Origin of the sequence: Bacillus sp. ISL-4 (assembly GCF_018613275.1) — a bacterium.
Lineage (GTDB): Bacteria > Bacillota > Bacilli > Bacillales > DSM-1321 > Peribacillus > Peribacillus simplex_E.
The window spans coordinates 28,121-45,836 of sequence record NZ_JAGGQN010000015.1; the positions used below are offsets into that span (position 1 = coordinate 28,121).

14 protein-coding genes, 1 pseudogene and 2 riboswitches are annotated in these 17,716 nt (G+C 36.4%); of the genes and pseudogenes, 6 read left to right on the forward strand and 9 right to left on the reverse strand.

The window, feature by feature from the left end; genetic code table 11:
- Positions 1-20 precede the first annotated feature (20 nt).
- Positions 21-775, reverse strand: a pseudogene (locus J7J00_RS14290) (SDR family NAD(P)-dependent oxidoreductase).
- A gap of 261 nt (positions 776-1,036) precedes the next feature.
- Here J7J00_RS14290 and J7J00_RS14295 point away from each other — a divergent pair.
- Complete coding sequence (locus J7J00_RS14295; RefSeq protein ID WP_214791533.1) at positions 1,037-2,176, forward strand: LuxR C-terminal-related transcriptional regulator; 1,140 nt, start codon at positions 1,037-1,039, stop codon at positions 2,174-2,176.
- Between the two features lie 156 nt (positions 2,177-2,332).
- Here J7J00_RS14295 and J7J00_RS14300 read toward each other — a convergent pair whose 3' ends face one another.
- The 4 genes from J7J00_RS14300 to J7J00_RS14315 all read right to left on the reverse strand — a co-directional run bounded on the left by J7J00_RS14300 (position 2,333) and on the right by J7J00_RS14315 (position 7,526).
- The gene (locus J7J00_RS14300) at positions 2,333-3,472 is read right to left on the reverse strand and encodes a Ger(x)C family spore germination protein (RefSeq protein ID WP_309487173.1); all 1,140 of its coding nucleotides are present in this window, start codon (positions 3,470-3,472) and stop codon (positions 2,333-2,335) included.
- On the reverse strand, positions 3,472-4,983 hold the full coding sequence (locus J7J00_RS14305) for a spore germination protein (RefSeq protein WP_214791536.1): 1,512 nt from the start codon (positions 4,981-4,983) through the stop codon (positions 3,472-3,474). The genes J7J00_RS14300 and J7J00_RS14305 overlap by 1 nt, the downstream gene beginning before the upstream one ends.
- Positions 4,955-6,058, reverse strand: coding sequence for an endospore germination permease (locus J7J00_RS14310; RefSeq protein ID WP_214791538.1), 1,104 nt, complete (start codon positions 6,056-6,058; stop codon positions 4,955-4,957). The genes J7J00_RS14305 and J7J00_RS14310 overlap by 29 nt, the downstream gene beginning before the upstream one ends.
- 718 nt (positions 6,059-6,776) lie before the next feature.
- A complete protein-coding gene (locus tag J7J00_RS14315) occupies positions 6,777-7,526 on the reverse strand; it encodes a TerC family protein (RefSeq protein WP_214791540.1) in 750 nt (249 codons plus the stop codon).
- A gap of 448 nt (positions 7,527-7,974) precedes the next feature.
- Here J7J00_RS14315 and J7J00_RS14320 point away from each other — a divergent pair, with 448 nt between their 5' ends.
- Positions 7,975-8,154, forward strand: a complete 180-nt coding sequence (locus J7J00_RS14320; protein WP_214791542.1) for an H-type small acid-soluble spore protein — start codon at positions 7,975-7,977, stop codon at positions 8,152-8,154.
- 48 nt (positions 8,155-8,202) lie between these two features.
- Here the strand turns inward: J7J00_RS14320 and J7J00_RS14325 are convergent, their stop codons facing one another.
- The gene (locus J7J00_RS14325) at positions 8,203-8,973 is read right to left on the reverse strand and encodes a GH25 family lysozyme (protein ID WP_214791544.1); all 771 of its coding nucleotides are present in this window, start codon (positions 8,971-8,973) and stop codon (positions 8,203-8,205) included.
- Positions 8,974-9,423: 450 nt separating this feature from the next.
- On the opposite strand from J7J00_RS14325, the gene abc-f reads away from it, so the two are divergent.
- Positions 9,424-11,061 carry a ribosomal protection-like ABC-F family protein gene (abc-f, locus tag J7J00_RS14330; RefSeq protein WP_214791546.1) on the forward strand — a complete coding sequence of 546 codons (1,638 nt, stop codon included), beginning with the start codon at positions 9,424-9,426 and terminating at the stop codon, positions 11,059-11,061.
- A gap of 428 nt (positions 11,062-11,489) precedes the next feature.
- Entirely contained in the window at positions 11,490-12,323 is an 834-nt protein-coding gene (locus J7J00_RS14335) for a DUF2935 domain-containing protein (RefSeq protein ID WP_286201358.1), read from the forward strand.
- Positions 12,324-12,439: 116 nt separating this feature from the next.
- On the opposite strand, the gene J7J00_RS14340 is transcribed toward J7J00_RS14335, so the two are convergent.
- Complete coding sequence (locus J7J00_RS14340; RefSeq protein WP_214791548.1) at positions 12,440-12,790, reverse strand: hypothetical protein; 351 nt, start codon at positions 12,788-12,790, stop codon at positions 12,440-12,442.
- A gap of 331 nt (positions 12,791-13,121) precedes the next feature.
- Between J7J00_RS14340 and J7J00_RS14345 the strand changes: the two genes are divergently transcribed.
- Positions 13,122-13,589, forward strand: a complete 468-nt coding sequence (locus J7J00_RS14345; protein ID WP_214791550.1) for a DUF2306 domain-containing protein — start codon at positions 13,122-13,124, stop codon at positions 13,587-13,589.
- Positions 13,590-14,085: 496 nt separating this feature from the next.
- The gene (gene mscL / locus J7J00_RS14350; RefSeq protein WP_214791552.1) at positions 14,086-14,484 is read left to right on the forward strand and encodes a large conductance mechanosensitive channel protein MscL; all 399 of its coding nucleotides are present in this window, start codon (positions 14,086-14,088) and stop codon (positions 14,482-14,484) included.
- Between the two features lie 421 nt (positions 14,485-14,905).
- On the opposite strand, the gene J7J00_RS14355 is transcribed toward mscL, so the two are convergent.
- Positions 14,906-15,856, reverse strand: a complete 951-nt coding sequence (locus J7J00_RS14355; protein ID WP_214791554.1) for a sugar phosphate isomerase/epimerase family protein — start codon at positions 15,854-15,856, stop codon at positions 14,906-14,908.
- 18 nt (positions 15,857-15,874) lie between these two features.
- Positions 15,875-17,173, reverse strand: coding sequence for an MFS transporter (locus J7J00_RS14360; protein ID WP_214791556.1), 1,299 nt, complete (start codon positions 17,171-17,173; stop codon positions 15,875-15,877).
- Positions 17,174-17,483: 310 nt separating this feature from the next.
- A riboswitch (glycine riboswitch) is annotated at positions 17,484-17,577 on the reverse strand.
- A riboswitch (glycine riboswitch) is annotated at positions 17,578-17,679 on the reverse strand. It lies immediately after the preceding riboswitch.
- Positions 17,680-17,716 lie beyond the last annotated feature (37 nt).

Genomic DNA, 17,716 nt, shown 5'->3' on the forward strand with positions numbered 1-17,716 from the left:
TAATATCCGTTAGAAGGATTTTAGCGAGCAGTCGCTCCGCCATCTATTACAAATTCAGTACCCGTAGTATAGGAAGATTCGTCCGAGGCAATGAAAAGCACTGTATTCGCTACATTATTGACGCTGCCCAGATGTCCCAACGGGAATTCTTTACCCAATTCATCTTTTGAACTGCCCGTTTGTTCAGATGCATAGTCCGCCATCCCGGTATCGATATATCCTGGATGAATCGAGTTTACACGGACCCCTTTTGAAGCATACTCGATAGCAGCATCTTTAGTCATTGTCCGGACCGCTCCCTTGCTTGCACCGTATAAAACATGACCAGGGGCTCCAATCAAGCCTGCTATGGAAGAAGCGTTTATGACTGAACCTTTATTTTGTTTCGCCATCAGTGGCATAATATGCTTCATTCCCAGGAATACGCCGGTCACGTTAATTGACATGAGACGATTCCACTCCTCCAGTTCAATCTCCGCAACCGGTTTAATGATATAAATACCCGCATTGTTGAACAGAACATCCACCTTATCAAAAGTATCGATCGTTTCCTTTGCAACCTTTTTCCAATCTTCTTCATTGCTGACATCATGACGAATGAATAGTGCCTCTCCGCCGATTGCCTGAATGTCTTTTACAGCTTGATCACCGGATTCCTGGTTTATGTCAGTGATGACGATTTTTGCGCTCCCTCACTAGCAAATAGCAAAGCTGTTTCTTTCCCGATTCCTGTACCCCCGCCTGTAATGATTGCCACTTTGTTTTCAAGTCTCATGATTTCACCAGATCCCCTTTACTTATTTTACTGATACTGAAATCCTCAACCTTAGAGGTTCTCACTATACAAGTCAATAAAGCTGACTTTAACAAATGTTCATCCTCTTAAATGGAATGCCGCTAAAAAAATCTTCATTGTCTGTATATGCCTTTATTTTACTCCTCGTAATTTGAAATACTATCCTATAATATGCTGTATAATAACAGGGTAAGTATCCCCCTTATATAGGGGTATTTTGTTTAAGGAGAAGAGACTCGTATGATCCAGCCCTCTCATGCTTATGAAGAGATATCGTTTCAGCAATTCATCTTATTCATAAAAAGCCATAACAAACAGATTGAAGAAAATATCAATATTTATTTGAATCTAGAGCCCCTTATATTAGAAAATGAACGTAAGGTGATACAAACATTACTGGAATCATTTCTACTATTTTTATCCGCTCCAAAAATCGAAGACATAAATGAAACATACGATGAGTATCTGGAAACTTGGCTTCAATCACATTTACCCATTTTAAATGTGAACCATTTCAGCATGTTCCGATTAATCTTTGAAAAGTCCATCGTTACCTTAATGGCCAACCTGAAACATGCCCATACCATCTCCATTCTAATGTTCTTATTATCCATTTTCTCTCATCTCATCCATAGCTATAACAAATGGATGTATGTCGAACCAATGCAACTTTCAAAAACCCACGAAGAAAATGCTGAACTTAAAAGGCTGCAACTATTAGACCAGTTAGATGAGCTTCTAATTAACTCATCAGGAATTAAGGATTTTGCTCATATCCTAAAAAAATGTGAAGAGTTCTTTCACTATAAAAGATGTGTTTTTTATGCTTATATTCCTTGGTCCAATCAATTTTATGGCACCATTGGATTGGAGCTGCCCAAGGTTCAAAGCATGAGAGGACAACTCAGCTTGAAGCAATCCTTTGTTTTCAATTCAAAAAAGCCTGTATTTTTAAAGAATCCCAATCATTATATTAAAAAGGAACATATATCCTTGTTTAATCTTTCATCTGTCATATTTGTGCCGATTGTTCATGACCAGCAAGTTTTTGGCTGGCTGACCTTTGATCAATTAGGAGAGGAATTCGATTATTCAAAAGATGAACTAACTTTACTTGAACAGGTAGGAAAACGGTTAGGCTTATATTTATCAAGAAAGGATGATGAGGTTTCCATTGATACAGATCTACAATTGACGGAACGGGAATCCATGGTTTTAAATTTGCTGGCGGAGGGGTTTAACAATAAAAAGATGGCCGAATTATTGCAATTAAGCGAGCATACTATAAGGGATTATATAAGCAGTTTAATGACAAAGTTTAAAGCCAAGAACCGTACACAAGTCGTAGTCTATGGATTTCGTTTTGGTCTATTAAAGTAAAATCCGTTTTCCTTTAATCGTTATGTAAGTCAAAATAAATCCTTACATAGTTAGTTGTTGAATATATCATTTACAGTGGCTGCCATATCATAATCATTGGAAACGACTTTGAAGAAAGATTCTGTCATGGCAGCCTGCAATCCACTTCTGAAGGTATCAATTCATGTACTCATATTTATAATCGCCTGTTATTTTAATAGCAATATCCACCTGAATATTACGGATGGATTCTTCATTAAGGCTAAAACCCTCTTTAGAAACTTCTTTCCATTTTTTCAAATCCTTTCTGTAGATAACTCCTTCTAAATTATAGATGTCTATATTTTTTTCAAGAGCATATTTGTACGTATCCCTAATTTCTTTCTCTAATGTCCCCTGTATTTTTTCTTTAAGGTGGGGTAAGGAGATGTTTTCTTCCATATCCGTTACGGCACCTTCTACTTCAATTGAAATATCGAATTCTACTTCATCATTTACGTAGATAGGCTTTATATTGAATTTTGGTCTCATTAGAGATATTTGAACATTTTTGTTTTTGTTGATTTTTATTCCAATTGGGGACCTTACCGTTGATTTTGTTAACCATCTCATCCCCCCAAGATGTTTATTTGCAATCTCCCCCATTAGTTGATTATTTTTAATAAAATAGGACCCTGATAGTTTTACGGTGTTCTGTGTTTTTTCTTTTGCTTTCCATACCTCATTTTTTAACGAAATCTTCGGTAGTTTTATTGTCATTCCTGTTTCATAATTTTGCGTATAAAATCTTTGGATCCTGATGGGTTCGACAAAGGATCTTAATTTATAAATATCATCCGGATTGAAAATGCTTGTTTGCACTGATGAGCCGAATAGACTATTGACAAAGAGGATCTTTTCTAAGGAATCATCGGTTCCATATAACCAAGTTGTTTCCCTTATTTGCTGAAATCTTAAAATGGGATCGTTTACGTTTACCAATCCATGTTTTAGTAAGCTTTCAGAGAAAATGATCAATTTAACATGAGCCCAATAAATATACTGGTTTGACCTTTTATAAATGTCATTCATGGCCTCGTTCATTGTTTTCCCTCGCCCTTTGGCAACCCAAACAGGTGTTGGTTTTGGTTCCAAGCCTTCTTGTTTAGCCACACCGGCAAAAGGCGTCACCTGCACATAAATGACATACTGACCATTTTGATAATCTATTCCCATTGCACTTATATATTGAATATCTTGAATATCCTTGGTATCCCAGCAGCCACTTAAAAGAGCAAGGCTCAATATAAATAGTATAATTCTAAGGATCATTTTCATTAGCGATTTCCTTTTGTATTGTCCTTAGTTTTCAGCGTTTCGGCTCGTTTCTTTCTAAAGAGATATGGCTTCACAAAGACACCGCCCCCTAGAAGATCTTTCAAGGATATTGGTGAAATAGGCGCTAAGAAGGGTAAACCATAAACCTGCAGCCTTGATAAATAAAGGACAATAGAGAAAACACCTAGAAAGAATCCGAATAAACCTAAAACAGAAGAGAGAAATAATACAAAAAACCTGGCCATGCTTACAATTCCACCTAAAGATTGGTTGATTAATGTATAGGTGGCTACCGCAGTAGTACCTGCCACCACCAACATCGTCGGGGATGTAATTCCGCCTCTAATTGCCGCATCCCCTATAATTAATCCACCCACAACAGCCAGTGATTGACCGATTGCTTTTGGGAGTGTGATCCCTGCCTCTCGAAACAGCTCAAATAAACCCAAAATCAAGAAAGCCTCTTGTTGGGGTGATATAGGCAATCCAAATCTAGATACGGTTATCGTCGCCAAAAATGAGAAGGGGAGCTGGTCTAATTGAAATGATATTAGTGCTATATAAAAACCTGGCAGAAATATTGATACCACCAGTCCGTTAATGCGAAAGAAATATTCGAAATTTGTATAGTAAGATGGAGTATGACGATCTTCCGCGGCTTTTAACAAGAGTGTAATATTACCTGGCCCAATTAAGGCAGTTGGTGACCCATCCACTAAAATGGCAAAGCGCCCATTATTTAAACAGGCTACAGCATAATCCGGTCTCCCTGTATAATCAAATAACGGGATCAGGTTGAACTTACTGTCTGATAAAAATTCTTCAAGTTCAGTAGTTCCCAACAAGATATCTGTGTTTATTGAGAAGATTTTTCTTTTTACTTTTTCAATGGTTTCTGGATTTACAACATCCTTCACATATAATAAATTGATTTTTGTCTTGCTCCTTTTGCCAATGGTAAATGCCTGATTTTCTAGTGATGCGGTTTTATATCTTTTTCTGATCAACCCTAAATTAACAGAGATATCTTCGATAAATCCATCACGTGGACCCCGGATGGAAATTTCACTACTCGTTTCTTCGGGACTTCGATTCGGGATGCTTGGTAGGGAAAACATAAATAATAAATCCAATTCTTCAAATAGCATCAGGACCATCCCGGAAAATACGTTTTCCTCCACATTTTCTTTTAAAGTGGAGGAAGGGAAAACCCTACTGACCTTAAATTCGTCTTGCGGATCCTCTATAACCTCTTCTTCCTTCAGTTTAGAATTTATGAATACACTACCTTCAAGCCGTGCTACTGATTCCCACAATTTTTTGACATCGACCAGCACCTCTGAATAAATCAAAGTGCAAATAAGGGGCGGATCTGTTTTTCCTTCAGATGTAATGGTATGCTTTTTGAATTTTACATCCGAGCTCATTCCGAATAATTCATAGAAATACTCCGTCTTTAGTTGGATCTCCGAAGCACTCCCCTTATTTGCCTTGTTCAATAGAGGCTCCATTCTTTTTCACCCTTTCTTTCAAAAAAATGACCATGTTAATAAAAAAGGTTATAACCAAAATGCTAATCACACTCAATTTAAAATAATATCGTTCCGTAAAATTCCTGTATGCTGGAATGTCGATTGGTATACAAAGCGCAATGATTAAGGAGACTGATATAGCAAGCAATACAATATTTTTTATTTTCTTTGATTTAATTTGAAACAGTTCACCCATTAGGAATATCGATAACGATACACGGATAAATGCACCTGAAAGCCACTGGTATATTGATAAAAAATCCAGCCGGTTCAAATACTTACCCATGGTTAGTAACCGCCATTGAGCGTATGCAGGATTGCTGATTTTTGCAGCCTGTACCGGACCAAACTCTGTAATGGAGCCTATTATGGGTCCCATACTGATAAACAAAAGAAATAAACTTAAAAAAAGTAAACTCCTGAACTTTATTTCTGTCTTTACAAACTGTTGAATCAAAACGAGTAGAAATATCTCTGTAAAACCTCCACCTAGTATTACGACCCCGTCCCAAACAGGTGTAATCCCATTTTCAAAAATAGGGAAAAGCAAGGAGTAATCCTTATACTGTATATTTGCCGTCATTATCATAAATCCAAGTGCCACAACAAGGGGCAAAATCAATCCCCCGGCAATGGCTATTGTTTTGATTCCAGCCTCGGCAGCAATAAAACATAGGATGATGAAAGGTATAAATAATATATATTCTGGCGTTTGAATCATATAAGTACTGTTTACCCAGGAAAATGTGCTAAATAAAGTGACAAACAAGTTTAATAAAATATAGAAGAAAAGAAGGATTTTTATGGACCAGGCGGCGAGCGGGTGACTGTGAGTATGAAGCCAGCCAATGATATGCTGTTGTTTTGTTTTATTTATGATCCAATAAACCATGGGAAGCCATAATAGAAAAAGCATCCCGGTGACTAAAGTACTGATCCATGAATCTCTTCCGGATGCCCCAAGCAGTGAAGGCAAAACGATAACATGGTTCATCAACCCAATAGATAGAGTCAGCACCATTGTCGCTTGAAAAGTAGATATACTTTTTATCATGTGACACATCCCCTCGCTTTTAATATGAGGAGGCATTTTTGTTTTTATTCATACGGTGCATCATTTCTTTAATGGACAGATAGGTATTTGAACGTCCCCTCCCGTCAATAAGCTCCGCTAAATCAACTGCCATTTATGGCTTTGCCTATAAATAATTTAGAGAGACATTTTTTGTTTGCAAATCAGAAAAGTTTTGTACGGTTTCATCGAACGCCCAACAGGCACCAGCTGTTTTAATTAGCTGGTGCCTGTTGGCATTTATCCCTTATACTGTATCCTCCCAGTTTGAATGATACTTAAGATGTTAGCTTTGTAGGTTCTTCATTGATTCTTACATTTCGGCAGTACTGCCTATGGTCTTTTTGAACGTTGCCCATAAATCTTCTAATATCCTCATCGTCGCAGTGGATAAATATATCAAGGTTATTTATTTCATACATGATTTACAAACAGGATTTGTTAAACATTAATAAAAGAGACCACTTATTGTGGTCTCCTCAGTTTGTAAGCAAAAGGGTTCTAGCTAAAAGTTAATACAATGTTGATTGGAACAGATGTGCCAGACTTTTGCATAGAAAAGCGAGTCCAAAGTAGACCCCGCAGCCGAGGAGGCAAAAAGACCGAAATTGGAAGTCAAGTCGGTCTTAAAATCCTATTTAGCATAAAGTTTACAAAAATCAACACTATGGTATTTCAACTCTTTTTTATTCTGATAACATTAGTCATCTTGCTTATCATTTTTCACTGTTTTTCCAGATAAAAACCATCCGCCTATAGCAATAAGAAGCATGACTGACCAAAAGATAATATTCCAAATTGGTCCTTCAACAAAATCGTGAGGGATAATGTGCACGGCTGGATGCGCAAGGGTATGCATTAATAACTTAACCCCTACCCAACCAACGATTAACATGGCTGCCGTTTCGAGGCTAGGTCGCTCCGTCAGTATTTTAACAAAGTATCCTGCAGCATACCGGATGACAATTAAACCTGCAATTGCTCCTAATAAAATAACAATGAATTTTGCCCCATCCATACCTCCTATATCACCCATTGGTGTATCTGGCAAGGCAATGACAAGGGCGACTGCAGCCAAAATGGAATCGATAGCAAAAGCAATATCAGCCAATGCAATTTGCGCAACGGTCATACGGTAGCTTTTCCCTTTTCCCTCTTTTTCCCCGTGGTCCTTTTTTAGTAAATGCTTTAATGAGATGAAAATCAAATATGCAGCCCCAATTGCTTGAACTTGCCAAACATGGAAAAGGTACGAAATAATGAAGATTGCACCAATCCTGAATATAAAAGCTAAAAGCAACCCAATATTAATCGCTTTTTTTTGCTGTTCTTTTGGTAAATGCTTTGACATAATGGCTAAAACCAATGCATTATCGGCAGATAATAAGCCTTCTAAAAAAATTAGAATAATTAACACCCAGCCATATTCCAATAATAACGATAATTCCATGATACCCCCCTAAAAGCATGTATAAGAATGCGTATGGACTTCAAACCAAACAACACTTTCTCCTCCAATATTGTCCCATCTTAATTACTTCCTTATTCAACCCTTCCCCCCCATTACCTCCATTTGAGTAGGTGGCGACTCCCCTATTGAAAGCAAGGCATCCGTTAGCTCTATAATATATTCTTTTTTGCTTAGTCTTAGCCCATTGAGATAAACCGGGATTCCAGTATGCGTTTTTTCAAATTCATCACCTCAAGATTCATTTTACAATCCTATCCACAAACATCATTAAAAAGCATGCACTTCAAATATTCACGACGGATAACAAGAAAGGTTAAACATCATCGTGCCTTAAATGATTTAGTTGCAACATTAATCCCTGAATAAACGAATAAAATTAAGCCTTTCCCCAAATAATAGGTAGACTAATCAGCAGGGAGGGATATATGTGGATGTTAAGCGTGTAAAACAGATACTTTCTTCTTCATCCGACATTGAGGTGAGATATAATGGCACCTCAGTATGGATTGATAATTTAAATGAAGATGGAAGAACGGCTACAGTACATTTAAGAGGACCATTAGAGGAAAGATCAGAAGTGGCAATTGACGAACTTAAAGAACTATAAGGAATATATTAAAAAATAAGCTCCTCTCGTAATGAGAAGAGCCTTTACTTATTTCAATCTTAATTTTTGACCGATATAAATTTTGTCGGGGTCTTTAATTCCGTTAAGACTAACAAGAGATTTTACTGTTGTATTATGTTTTTTTGCAATGAAGCTAAGTGTGTCGCCTTTTGTTACAGTATAAGTTGTGGTTGTTTCGATTTTCAATGCACGGGAGTTGTGCGTCTTAAAAGTATTTATTGTATTTGTAAAATCCCTATAGGCTATATTCAAATCCACCTTTGTACTGATGCCCCTTATTTTACCCGAATCAGAATGCTGCCAAATATCTGCGCCACGTCCCAACGTGCTGTTGTATCTGGCAATCCACAAAGCGTAATTCGTCAACCTTGATTCATCTAAAGTGTTTTCGAGAAAGTATTTACCAGTATACAGCATAGCCGTGTATCCAGCTTCTTCAATAGCTTCTAAAAAAGCTAATGCTGCATCGGTCAGCGTTTTTTTCTTTGCCTTTTTTTTATTTTCCTCAAGATCAAGAACAACAGGGTAATTTAAAGCAAAAGAGCTGATTGAATCTAAAAAATAAGCTGCCTCAGCCTTTGCTTCTGCAACAGTTGAAAACTTTGCATAATGATAGGCCCCGACTTTCAATCCCGCTGCCAATGCTTGTGGTGCATTTTCTTTGAAATAGGATAACTTAGAATAACTCGTTCCCTCTGTTGCTTTAATGAACACGAACTTCACGTCTGCCTTTGCAACTTCCCCCCAATTAATGGAACCTTGCCAATGTGAAACATCGATTCCCTTTATATATTCCATATTAATGTCCTCCTTAAGGAAACAACCCTATGGCGGTAAATGTTTTATGATTTTAGCTAAGCCCTTATAAACACATCATATCGGCAAAATGCAGTCCTTTTGCCACCATATAATAAGGTATTTGATGGAGTTAAAGCAATAATAAACCTTTGGGAATGAAAGGAAAGAATTATGCTGATTCCTTTTGTTTTCAAAGATGAATTTATGCTATACTGATTTTATTAATATCAGAAGGGATGATGGGTGGCCGATGATTAACTAATCTTATTTTTAAAATTTGAAATCGCATATTTCAAATCAAACGAAATAGGATTAGTCTGCCCATTTTCTATAAATTACAGAGCTATACTCAAAATAGCTCTTATTTGATAATGCACAGGTACGGCTAATCCTTCCATATGAATTGGGAGGATTTTTTTTATCCTCCCATTAAGGAGAGGGATGAATTATATGAAAGAATTATTAAAATTAACCAATATTAGCTATGAAGTAATGGACGTAAACATTTTTAAAAATGTAAATGCAAGTGTTCAACAAGGGGAAATCATCGGTATCATTGGCAAAAATGGTGCCGGTAAATCTACGTTGTTGCAATTAATTAACAATGGTTTAGAGCCTGTATGCGGACAAATCCAATGGCTGCAGCAAGACTTGAAAGTTTTTATGGTTGAACAAGAAGTCGTGTCGCATCCTTCCGAAGATAAGACCCCTTCCGAAGTTAAATTACTTGATAAAATGCATGTACCAAGCCATGAATTCCAACAATTAAGTGGGGGAGAAAAACTGAAAGCCCGACTTGCAAAAGGACTTTCTAAAGATGCAGACCTTTTACTATTAGATGAACCGACGAACCATCTTGATGAAGACAGTATAGAATTCCTTAAGGGACAAATAAAAAATTATAGAGGTACCATCATTTTTGTTTCGCACGATCGTTATTTTTTGGATGCTGTTGCAACGAAAATTTGGTCGATTGAAGATAAAAAGCTAATTGAACACAGAGGGAATTATTCTAGTTATATGGAGGTTCGCAATCAGAAAAGACTTACACAACAACGTGAATATGAAAAACAGCAAAAAATGGTGGAACGGATTGAGGGACAAATGAATGAAATCACTTCTTGGTCGAAAAAAGCCCATTCCCAATCGACGAAAAAAGAAGGAGTAAAGGAATACTATCGCGTAAAAGCAAAACGAATGGATGCACAGGTAAAATCTAAACAAAAGCGACTTGAAAAAGAGCTTGAAAAAGCAAAAGCTGAACCTGTTGAATCCGAATATACTGTACGCTTTTCAATTAAAGCAAAAAACAAGACAGGAAAACGTTTTTTGGAAGTTAAGAATTTAACTAAGTCTTTTAACGAGCGAACACTATTTAAAAACGTTAATTTCACGATACAGCATGGTGAGAAGGTTTCCATAATAGGTCCCAATGGCAGCGGAAAGACGACATTATTAAAAATAATTCTTGGACGTGAAAATTTTGCGGGCATTGTTTGGATTTCACCATCTGCAAAAATTGGCTATTTGACGCAGGAGGTGTTTGATTTACCACTTGAACTAACACCCTCCCAGCTATTTCATAAAGAAACTTTCGAGTCGAGAGGGAACGTTCAAACTTTAATGAAGCATTTAGGCTTTACGGCATCTCAATGGACAGAGCCCATTAAGAACATGAGTATGGGTGAGCGAGTGAAATGTAAGTTAATGGTATATATCCTAGAAGAAAAAGATGTTCTTATTTTGGATGAGCCGACAAATCACCTGGACTTAGCTTCACGGGAACAACTTGAAGATACCTTAGCACAGTATACTGGAACGCTAATCGTCGTTTCGCATGATCGATATTTTCTCGAAAAAATCACAAGCAGCAAACTCATCATTTCTAATAATCACATACAAAAGCAATTGTATGAATCATCCTCAAAAAGAGATGATCTGGAAGAACTACGATTAACACTTGAAACAGAAAGACAAGAAGTTTTAGGAAAGCTTAGCTTTATGACTCCAAACGATAAAGCGTACACAGAACTCGACCAGAAGTTTAATGAGCTTACGAAAAAAATAAATGAACTTAGTGACAAATGACTAATAAATTGTAGCCTAATGTAACTGCTGGATTAAAATACAAGAACCCTTAGATAAAGTCTAAGGGTTTTTTATTCAGAATGGCTGCCGAAATTTTTTTTAGAAAGTCCATGGTTTTCGATTCCCCCTTTGAATCTCCATTGTTACATGCTTTTGGTGCCATCCTATGTTCAATATCCATTTTCCCTTCTCGCTAAAATGCAATAATCACATATACCCGCTTGTTTTTCTTTAAGAACATGGATGAATCATGGTATTCCCCTTCAAGAGAATAAAAACTCATCAAAAAAAAACAATCAAGTACCAATTGGTTTGAGGTGCTAAAAGGATATTAGTAATTTTATTTATATTCAAATTGAGCAGAATACTAATGTCCCTTTGTTAATAAGATTTAATGATGGTTTTGTTTTAAAAAGGGGGCTTTAGTTATGAGTGAGGACACACAGGACGATATGAGGAATAAATCAGGAATGTTTGTTGCACGCTCTTTAGATGAGATTCGTTTTTGGTCAAGAATAATGAAGGAACACTCGTTATTTCTAAGACTAGGTTTTAGATGTGAAGATACGCAGCTAATTGAGGAGGCTAATCAGTTTTATCATTTATTTGAACGGATAGAACAGCAATCCCATACATTAACAAATCAAGCTGATCCAGAACAGATCAGGAGATTCAACTCGGAAGTGCAACAAGCTGCTACAGGAATATTTATATTCAAAAGGAAGGTATTAGGATTGATACTCACCTGTAAATTGCCTGGTGCAAACAATTTCCCACTTTTAGTCGACCATACAAGCAGGGAAGCCAATTATTTCAGAAAACGATTAAAAGAATTAAATGAGGGTAAATTGAAACCACTTGCAGATGCCATTATCAAAGAAAATGTTTTCTTTTTAAGGATCATGGCGGATCATGCAAAATTCATCGGGCATCTCCTTGATCCATCGGAAAGAAAGCTGGTGGATATGGCGCGTAACTTTAGCAATGATTTTGATCAATTAGTCTTTCAAGCTGTGGACTTAGAGTCCATGAAACCGCAATCTCAAACCGCTCCTCTTTTGGATCAATTTCTAGATCAGAATCGAGTTTCCGTCGTATCACTTCGAGACTTTAAGAAAACCGCCAGAGATTTAATCGAAGAATGCAAAATCAAGAGCATTATCCATCCTCTATTGGCAGATCACGTTTTCCGTGAAGCTGAACGTTTCCTTGAAATCATCGATATGTTTGAAACCCACCTTACAGGTGAAACGTACAATTAATTGAGTATGAAGGATATAGAAAAATAATGTTTTGATAAAATTGCTATTATGGATTAATAAATTCAAATAAAAATTGGCCCCTCTCTATTAAGAGAAGGGCTTTTATATGTAAAAAGTTAAGACGGTGAGTTTACCAATGTTCTAAGTTTCTCTTTATCAGAAACATGAATCCATGGTAAATCCAGATTATCATCGTCAATACCAGGTTGGATAACGCGGCTATATAAAAGGTCACAAATACAATCATTTAATAACTGGATATCCTGATCTGATATTTTACGATTATATCCTACATTAGCGGCCCCTGTTTGTTTATTCATCCCCCCTATCAAGCCTCTTTGTTTTAATGAACTTCTGATCACTTCTCTAATAGCCTCAAGACTAGTCAACGGAAATACATCAAGGTGCTTAACAATCATTCTAAAAATATCATCTTTAGATAAGTCCTGTTCAATATGTTGTCGCAATTATTCCACCCCCATTCTTCAAAACATTCTTCAAATGAAACGAAAAATCCTCCTTTATCCTTAAAAAGGACTATCCACGCTGCCTTTTTGAGTGAGCACTGCACTTGCAACTCATAAAAAAACCAGATTGACTGACTGCTTTCCGCAACGTATACAGCGCCTGAACTCTTTTTGCAATGGATGTTCCATTGTATGGGAACTCATCTTCCATAACTAAATTGATTTTGTTCTTTGCAAATTAACATTCATATTTTTGGTAAATATTTGTATTATAATAAAATAAATATTTAATCTGTTACGTTATGATAATGATTATTTAACGAAGGGAAAGATGCTTATCTTTAAGATCATTCTGTTCATTCATATTTTCGCTGGAGCAATATGTCTTATTAGTGGAATAGGTGCTATGTCTTCAAGGAAAAAAAGAGGTATGCATACAATTTGTGGTGAAATTTATCACGGTGCATATGTTGTACTCTTTGTCACATCCCTGACAATGGCAATATTGAATTGGGAAAGCAGCGCCTATTTATTTTTCATTGGGATATTTTCATATTCTTTCGCATTTATAGGCTATCTTGCTGGTAAGATGAAATGGAAAAACTGGATCGCATCTCATATTAGCGGGATGCTCGGTTCCTATATCGCTATTTGTACTGCAATTCTTGTAGTGAATGTACCCAATATAACTATCTTGAATGAATGGAACCCATTAATTTTTTGGTTTCTTCCAAGCATTATAGGTTCACCTCTGATAATTTTGGTTGGACAGAAGTATAAAAAATCCAATTCAATCTAAATGCAGTCCAAAAAGCTCCTACAAATTTATTTAACAAATCCCAACACAAAAAAAGCCCCTCGATTAAGAGAGGGGCTTTTAACAATGGAGGAGTACCACTTAGGGGGTAGTACAATAATATAATTATCGCCAATCAAAAACATTTATATTCACCCCTTCCTCAAGTTGGTGAAAACGGATTTACCTGCCTTCTAGACATTGAAATTTGACGCCTTAGTCGTTCCCGCTCTGCCTTCAATTACTTTTTTGCTTTGTTCTATGACCATTCTTAAATCCTTCTACAATAAGACCTGCTATTATAAAAGCTCTTTAATGTTTTTTGAATGGAAAATAGCGTTCTATCTCCTTTGATCGGAGTGCATTATATTAACGGATTCAAATGATTAAACGGATGAATGGTCCTATCTTTGGAATTATGGATGCCTCTTACACTATTCAATTTTCACCATGGTTCTGATATGCTTTTATCAATTGAAAAAAGAAAGGTGTAGTTACGATGATAAAGGAATTCAGGGAGTTTATTACCAAAGGAAACGTTCTAGATCTTGCAATAGCTGTAGTAATGGGTGCTGCTTTTGGGAAGATCGTTTCATCACTAGTCAATAATATTATCACACCGCTAATAGGAGTTTTATTAGGAGGGGTCAATTTTTCTTCGTTATCTATCACAGTTGGAAACGCAGTTGTTCAATATGGTGAATTTGTCCAAGCTGTGATTGATTTCTTGATCATTTCATTTGCGATTTTCATGTTTATGAAGGTAGCGAATTCTCTTATTAGAAAAAAACAAGCGAACGAGGAAGAGGTATTGGAAGCGGTACCGGCATCCGAGCAATATTTAAAGGATATCCGTGATCTTTTACAAAAAAATTCACGGCAGGATGAAACATCATAAGTATATACTGAATCAGTAAAAATGTAGAAATAGTCAAAAATCACTTGAGAATAAGATAAAGCCCCTCTCTTAATTGAGAGGGGCTGGTTTAAAACGTTAGTTATTAATCTGCGTATCCGTTACTTCAACAAGACATGCGACACTTATTAAAGAACCTTGTGTTGGATTCGTAAAGCAAAGTGACAGCAATGATGGCGATCAAAAGAGTCTCTCTATCAACCCAATAGAAAGTATCAGCTGGAACTGCTGCAATAATTTTAAACATATCACCTTTATATGAACAAATTTATACAACAATCAGTTATTTCGAAAAACCAACCTTGGATCATGGGATAATATAAGGCTTCCTCATCACTTTGTAAAAATGATCAAGAGTAAAGCAATGAAGCTTTACTCTTGCCCCCTGCTTTCTACATATTATTTATCGGCAATATTTGTCGCGTAAAGCAAGGGTATACTTAACCGATTGTTCTGTACCTTTTTCTTGATCTTCAATCATTTGTTCTAAAAGTTCTTTTGGAGGGTAATAGTAATCCAATGGTTTAATGACACTTAAATCATAAGGAGGTTGTTCAACTTTGAAAGCTCCTTCTCCAACCTCAAAGACTCCGCCTGCACCAAGCTCTCTCTTAAAATTGATGGCATATGGAAAACACATTTCAACGTTGATTCTAGTTAGGGTAGATTTCTCAACCAGTATTTTAAAACATTCTTCTGTATCAATATTGCCTGTGCCTACTGGTACACCACATACCCTATAATCCTCACCATCATGAATGATAATATGATCTTTAAAATGGGTTGTGAATGCATATGGTGCTAATTTTCGTACAGCTTCAACCGGATCTTCCCATGCCATCATTCCGTTGCCCACATCACAATGAGCCCTAACCCAAGGGCTGTTGACTTCATTAATAATTTGAATAACCTCATCTGTTAACTCTTCCTCGTGATTTTCCACAGCTAGTTTTATCCTGTATTTCTCTAATAATGGTACAATTTGTTTGATATCACCTGGTGCTTTTTTCAACCTTTCCGGATCATACTCTCCTAAGCATGTATACGTGCGAATCACATCCGCTCCGATTCTATGTGCTGCCTCAATGACCTCTTTTAGATGTTCCGGATCGCTTCCATTTGTATCTATTTCAGCGAAAAATCCATACTTTTGAATTTCTTTTCTTACGCTCTCTAAATATTCCGGTTCAAATGATTCTAAAGTGCCCCATCCTGGCAACCCTGGCCATGGAACAATATTGATCATGACTCCGTCTAATCCCAATTCAGCTGTTTTTCTGATAAAACCGAAAATATCCATTCGACCTGTAATAAACTGCAAGTGATAGCTTTCTGTTTCTAATCCAATTTTCATTTTTTTACCCACCTTTAATTAATTATTTAATTCTTTTGTTTCTAAATTTTGTTGATTTTCTTTTTTCTTGTTTACGATTTTAACTAAATAACTACTAATAATAAAACCTATGACCGCAAATGCAATCATTGTTAAAAAGACATGTCTGTAGCCTTCCATTCCTGGAGATCGATCTAACATGCTTCCATATAGAATAAAGGCAAACATAGAAGGGGCATATCCTACTAAGCAGGCTATAGAAACTGCTGCACCACTTATTTCCCGCGGGATTCCTACTTCTTCAATAGGAGCAAAGAATACAGCTCTTTGAGTAAAGATAATCGCACCGTAGGCAAGTGTAAAGGTTACACCAACATATACATTAAGAGTTTGATGAGGTAAGAGAATAAATATAATCATTCCGATAATCGATGCTGCAAAAGCCACCCTCAAATATTTAGATGGAGATTTAAACTTTTTATCAGCAAGATATCCGCCTATCGGTCCGCCTAACATTTTCAAACCATATTGGTTAATAATCCCATATACTCCAACTAAAGCGACAGGTATTCCATAGATATCTTTTAAAAATGGTATAAAGTACGTCAATCCAATGTAAACTGAATATACTGAAAAAATTGTGAATGCAACAACCCATATTTCTGGCATTTTTATTGCTTTTATAGCACCTTCAAATGCAACTTTATTTTTGTTTATTTTATTGCCTTGCTCATCCAGAGCTTTAACTTCATCATCTTCAAGGAGAAAATATAAAATAACAGCAATTACAATCATTGTTATAGAGAAGAAGATTATCGCACCTTTTAAACCTGTTGCGCCTTCTCCTAGCCATTTAAAGATTCCAAGGGCAGCAAACGCTATAACGGTATCTACAATTCCTCTTCCTGCTTCTAAATATCCAAACATTCTCCCCTGTTCATCTGAATCTCCTAGTAATCTTACAGATTTGATTAACACTGGCCAAAAAGCGATTTCTGCAAATAAAGCGAAAAGTCCCCAAATGACTAAAATTTCATAATAACTCGGAAATGTTGTCAGGTAAAATCCAGTTAATCCAATACCGATTAAAGAAGTCGGCATTAGTTTTTTCTTTGAAAACCGGTCAGCTACATACATAGATATTATGTACCCAAAGGTTTGGATAAAAGCGTAAACAGTCAATGTAAAACCGATTTGTGTGTGTGTTAGATGAAAATAATCCATCATTGGGACATAAAAAGCATCTTTTAACCAAGGGAGTTTAAAAACCGTTCCTCCTCCAAGTATAAGTACAGCAAGGGTAAACCACTTTTTCGTATTGCTATTTCGATTCTCCAATTTAAACCCCTCCTTAATTGATTATCAAAAAATATAATGTAAGAGCTTTCATTAATAGTTAAAAAAACTTTTTCATCCCTTAAACAACTTGAATCTGCTGGTTAATTGCTTGATACCGACACCCCACAGTTGCCGGCAATATTGGCATGAATGCGATGAATTCCGTTCGTTTTCATTTGCTACAAAAATGGTTTGATATTATTCTGCAAGCTCATTCTTATTTCTTCCTCTTTTTAGATAACTGCTGCCACTCCATAACATGTCCCCCTGTTTATGCACGCATAAAGGACAGAAAAGGGTAATGGCAACATTCCCTTCTCTGTCCTTTTACCTGAGAGTTTAACTCTATACTGAAAAGAGTCTTCCCCTTTGGTGGCGTTTTATAAACGCGCTCTCCAGAGTTGCGTCCCATTGTGGTTCTTTTACCTGAGAGATTTGTTCCAAGGTTTTTTTTGGAACTCGCTCCTTCGGTGGCAGTCTATATTGCACTCTCCCACAATCGTCATCCGCTATATATATTTGAACACTCTATATCTTTACTAT

What these genes read in the sequence shown, in the direction of transcription:
- J7J00_RS14310 (WP_214791538.1), bottom strand. Translation starts at nt 6,058, where the DNA reads ATGATAAAAAGTATATCTACTTTTCAAGCGACAATGGTGCTGACTCTA.
- J7J00_RS14295 (WP_214791533.1), top strand. Translation starts at nt 1,037, where the DNA reads ATGATCCAGCCCTCTCATGCTTATGAAGAGATATCGTTTCAGCAATTC.
- J7J00_RS14345 (WP_214791550.1), top strand. Translation starts at nt 13,122, where the DNA reads ATGCTTATCTTTAAGATCATTCTGTTCATTCATATTTTCGCTGGAGCA.
- abc-f (WP_214791546.1), top strand. Translation starts at nt 9,424, where the DNA reads ATGAAAGAATTATTAAAATTAACCAATATTAGCTATGAAGTAATGGAC.
- mscL (WP_214791552.1), top strand. Translation starts at nt 14,086, where the DNA reads ATGATAAAGGAATTCAGGGAGTTTATTACCAAAGGAAACGTTCTAGAT.
- J7J00_RS14305 (WP_214791536.1), bottom strand. Translation starts at nt 4,983, where the DNA reads ATGGAGCCTCTATTGAACAAGGCAAATAAGGGGAGTGCTTCGGAGATC.
- J7J00_RS14300 (WP_309487173.1), bottom strand. Translation starts at nt 3,472, where the DNA reads ATGAAAATGATCCTTAGAATTATACTATTTATATTGAGCCTTGCTCTT.
- J7J00_RS14335 (WP_286201358.1), top strand. Translation starts at nt 11,490, where the DNA reads ATGAGTGAGGACACACAGGACGATATGAGGAATAAATCAGGAATGTTT.
- J7J00_RS14315 (WP_214791540.1), bottom strand. Translation starts at nt 7,526, where the DNA reads ATGGAATTATCGTTATTATTGGAATATGGCTGGGTGTTAATTATTCTA.
- J7J00_RS14355 (WP_214791554.1), bottom strand. Translation starts at nt 15,856, where the DNA reads ATGAAAATTGGATTAGAAACAGAAAGCTATCACTTGCAGTTTATTACA.
- J7J00_RS14325 (WP_214791544.1), bottom strand. Translation starts at nt 8,973, where the DNA reads ATGGAATATATAAAGGGAATCGATGTTTCACATTGGCAAGGTTCCATT.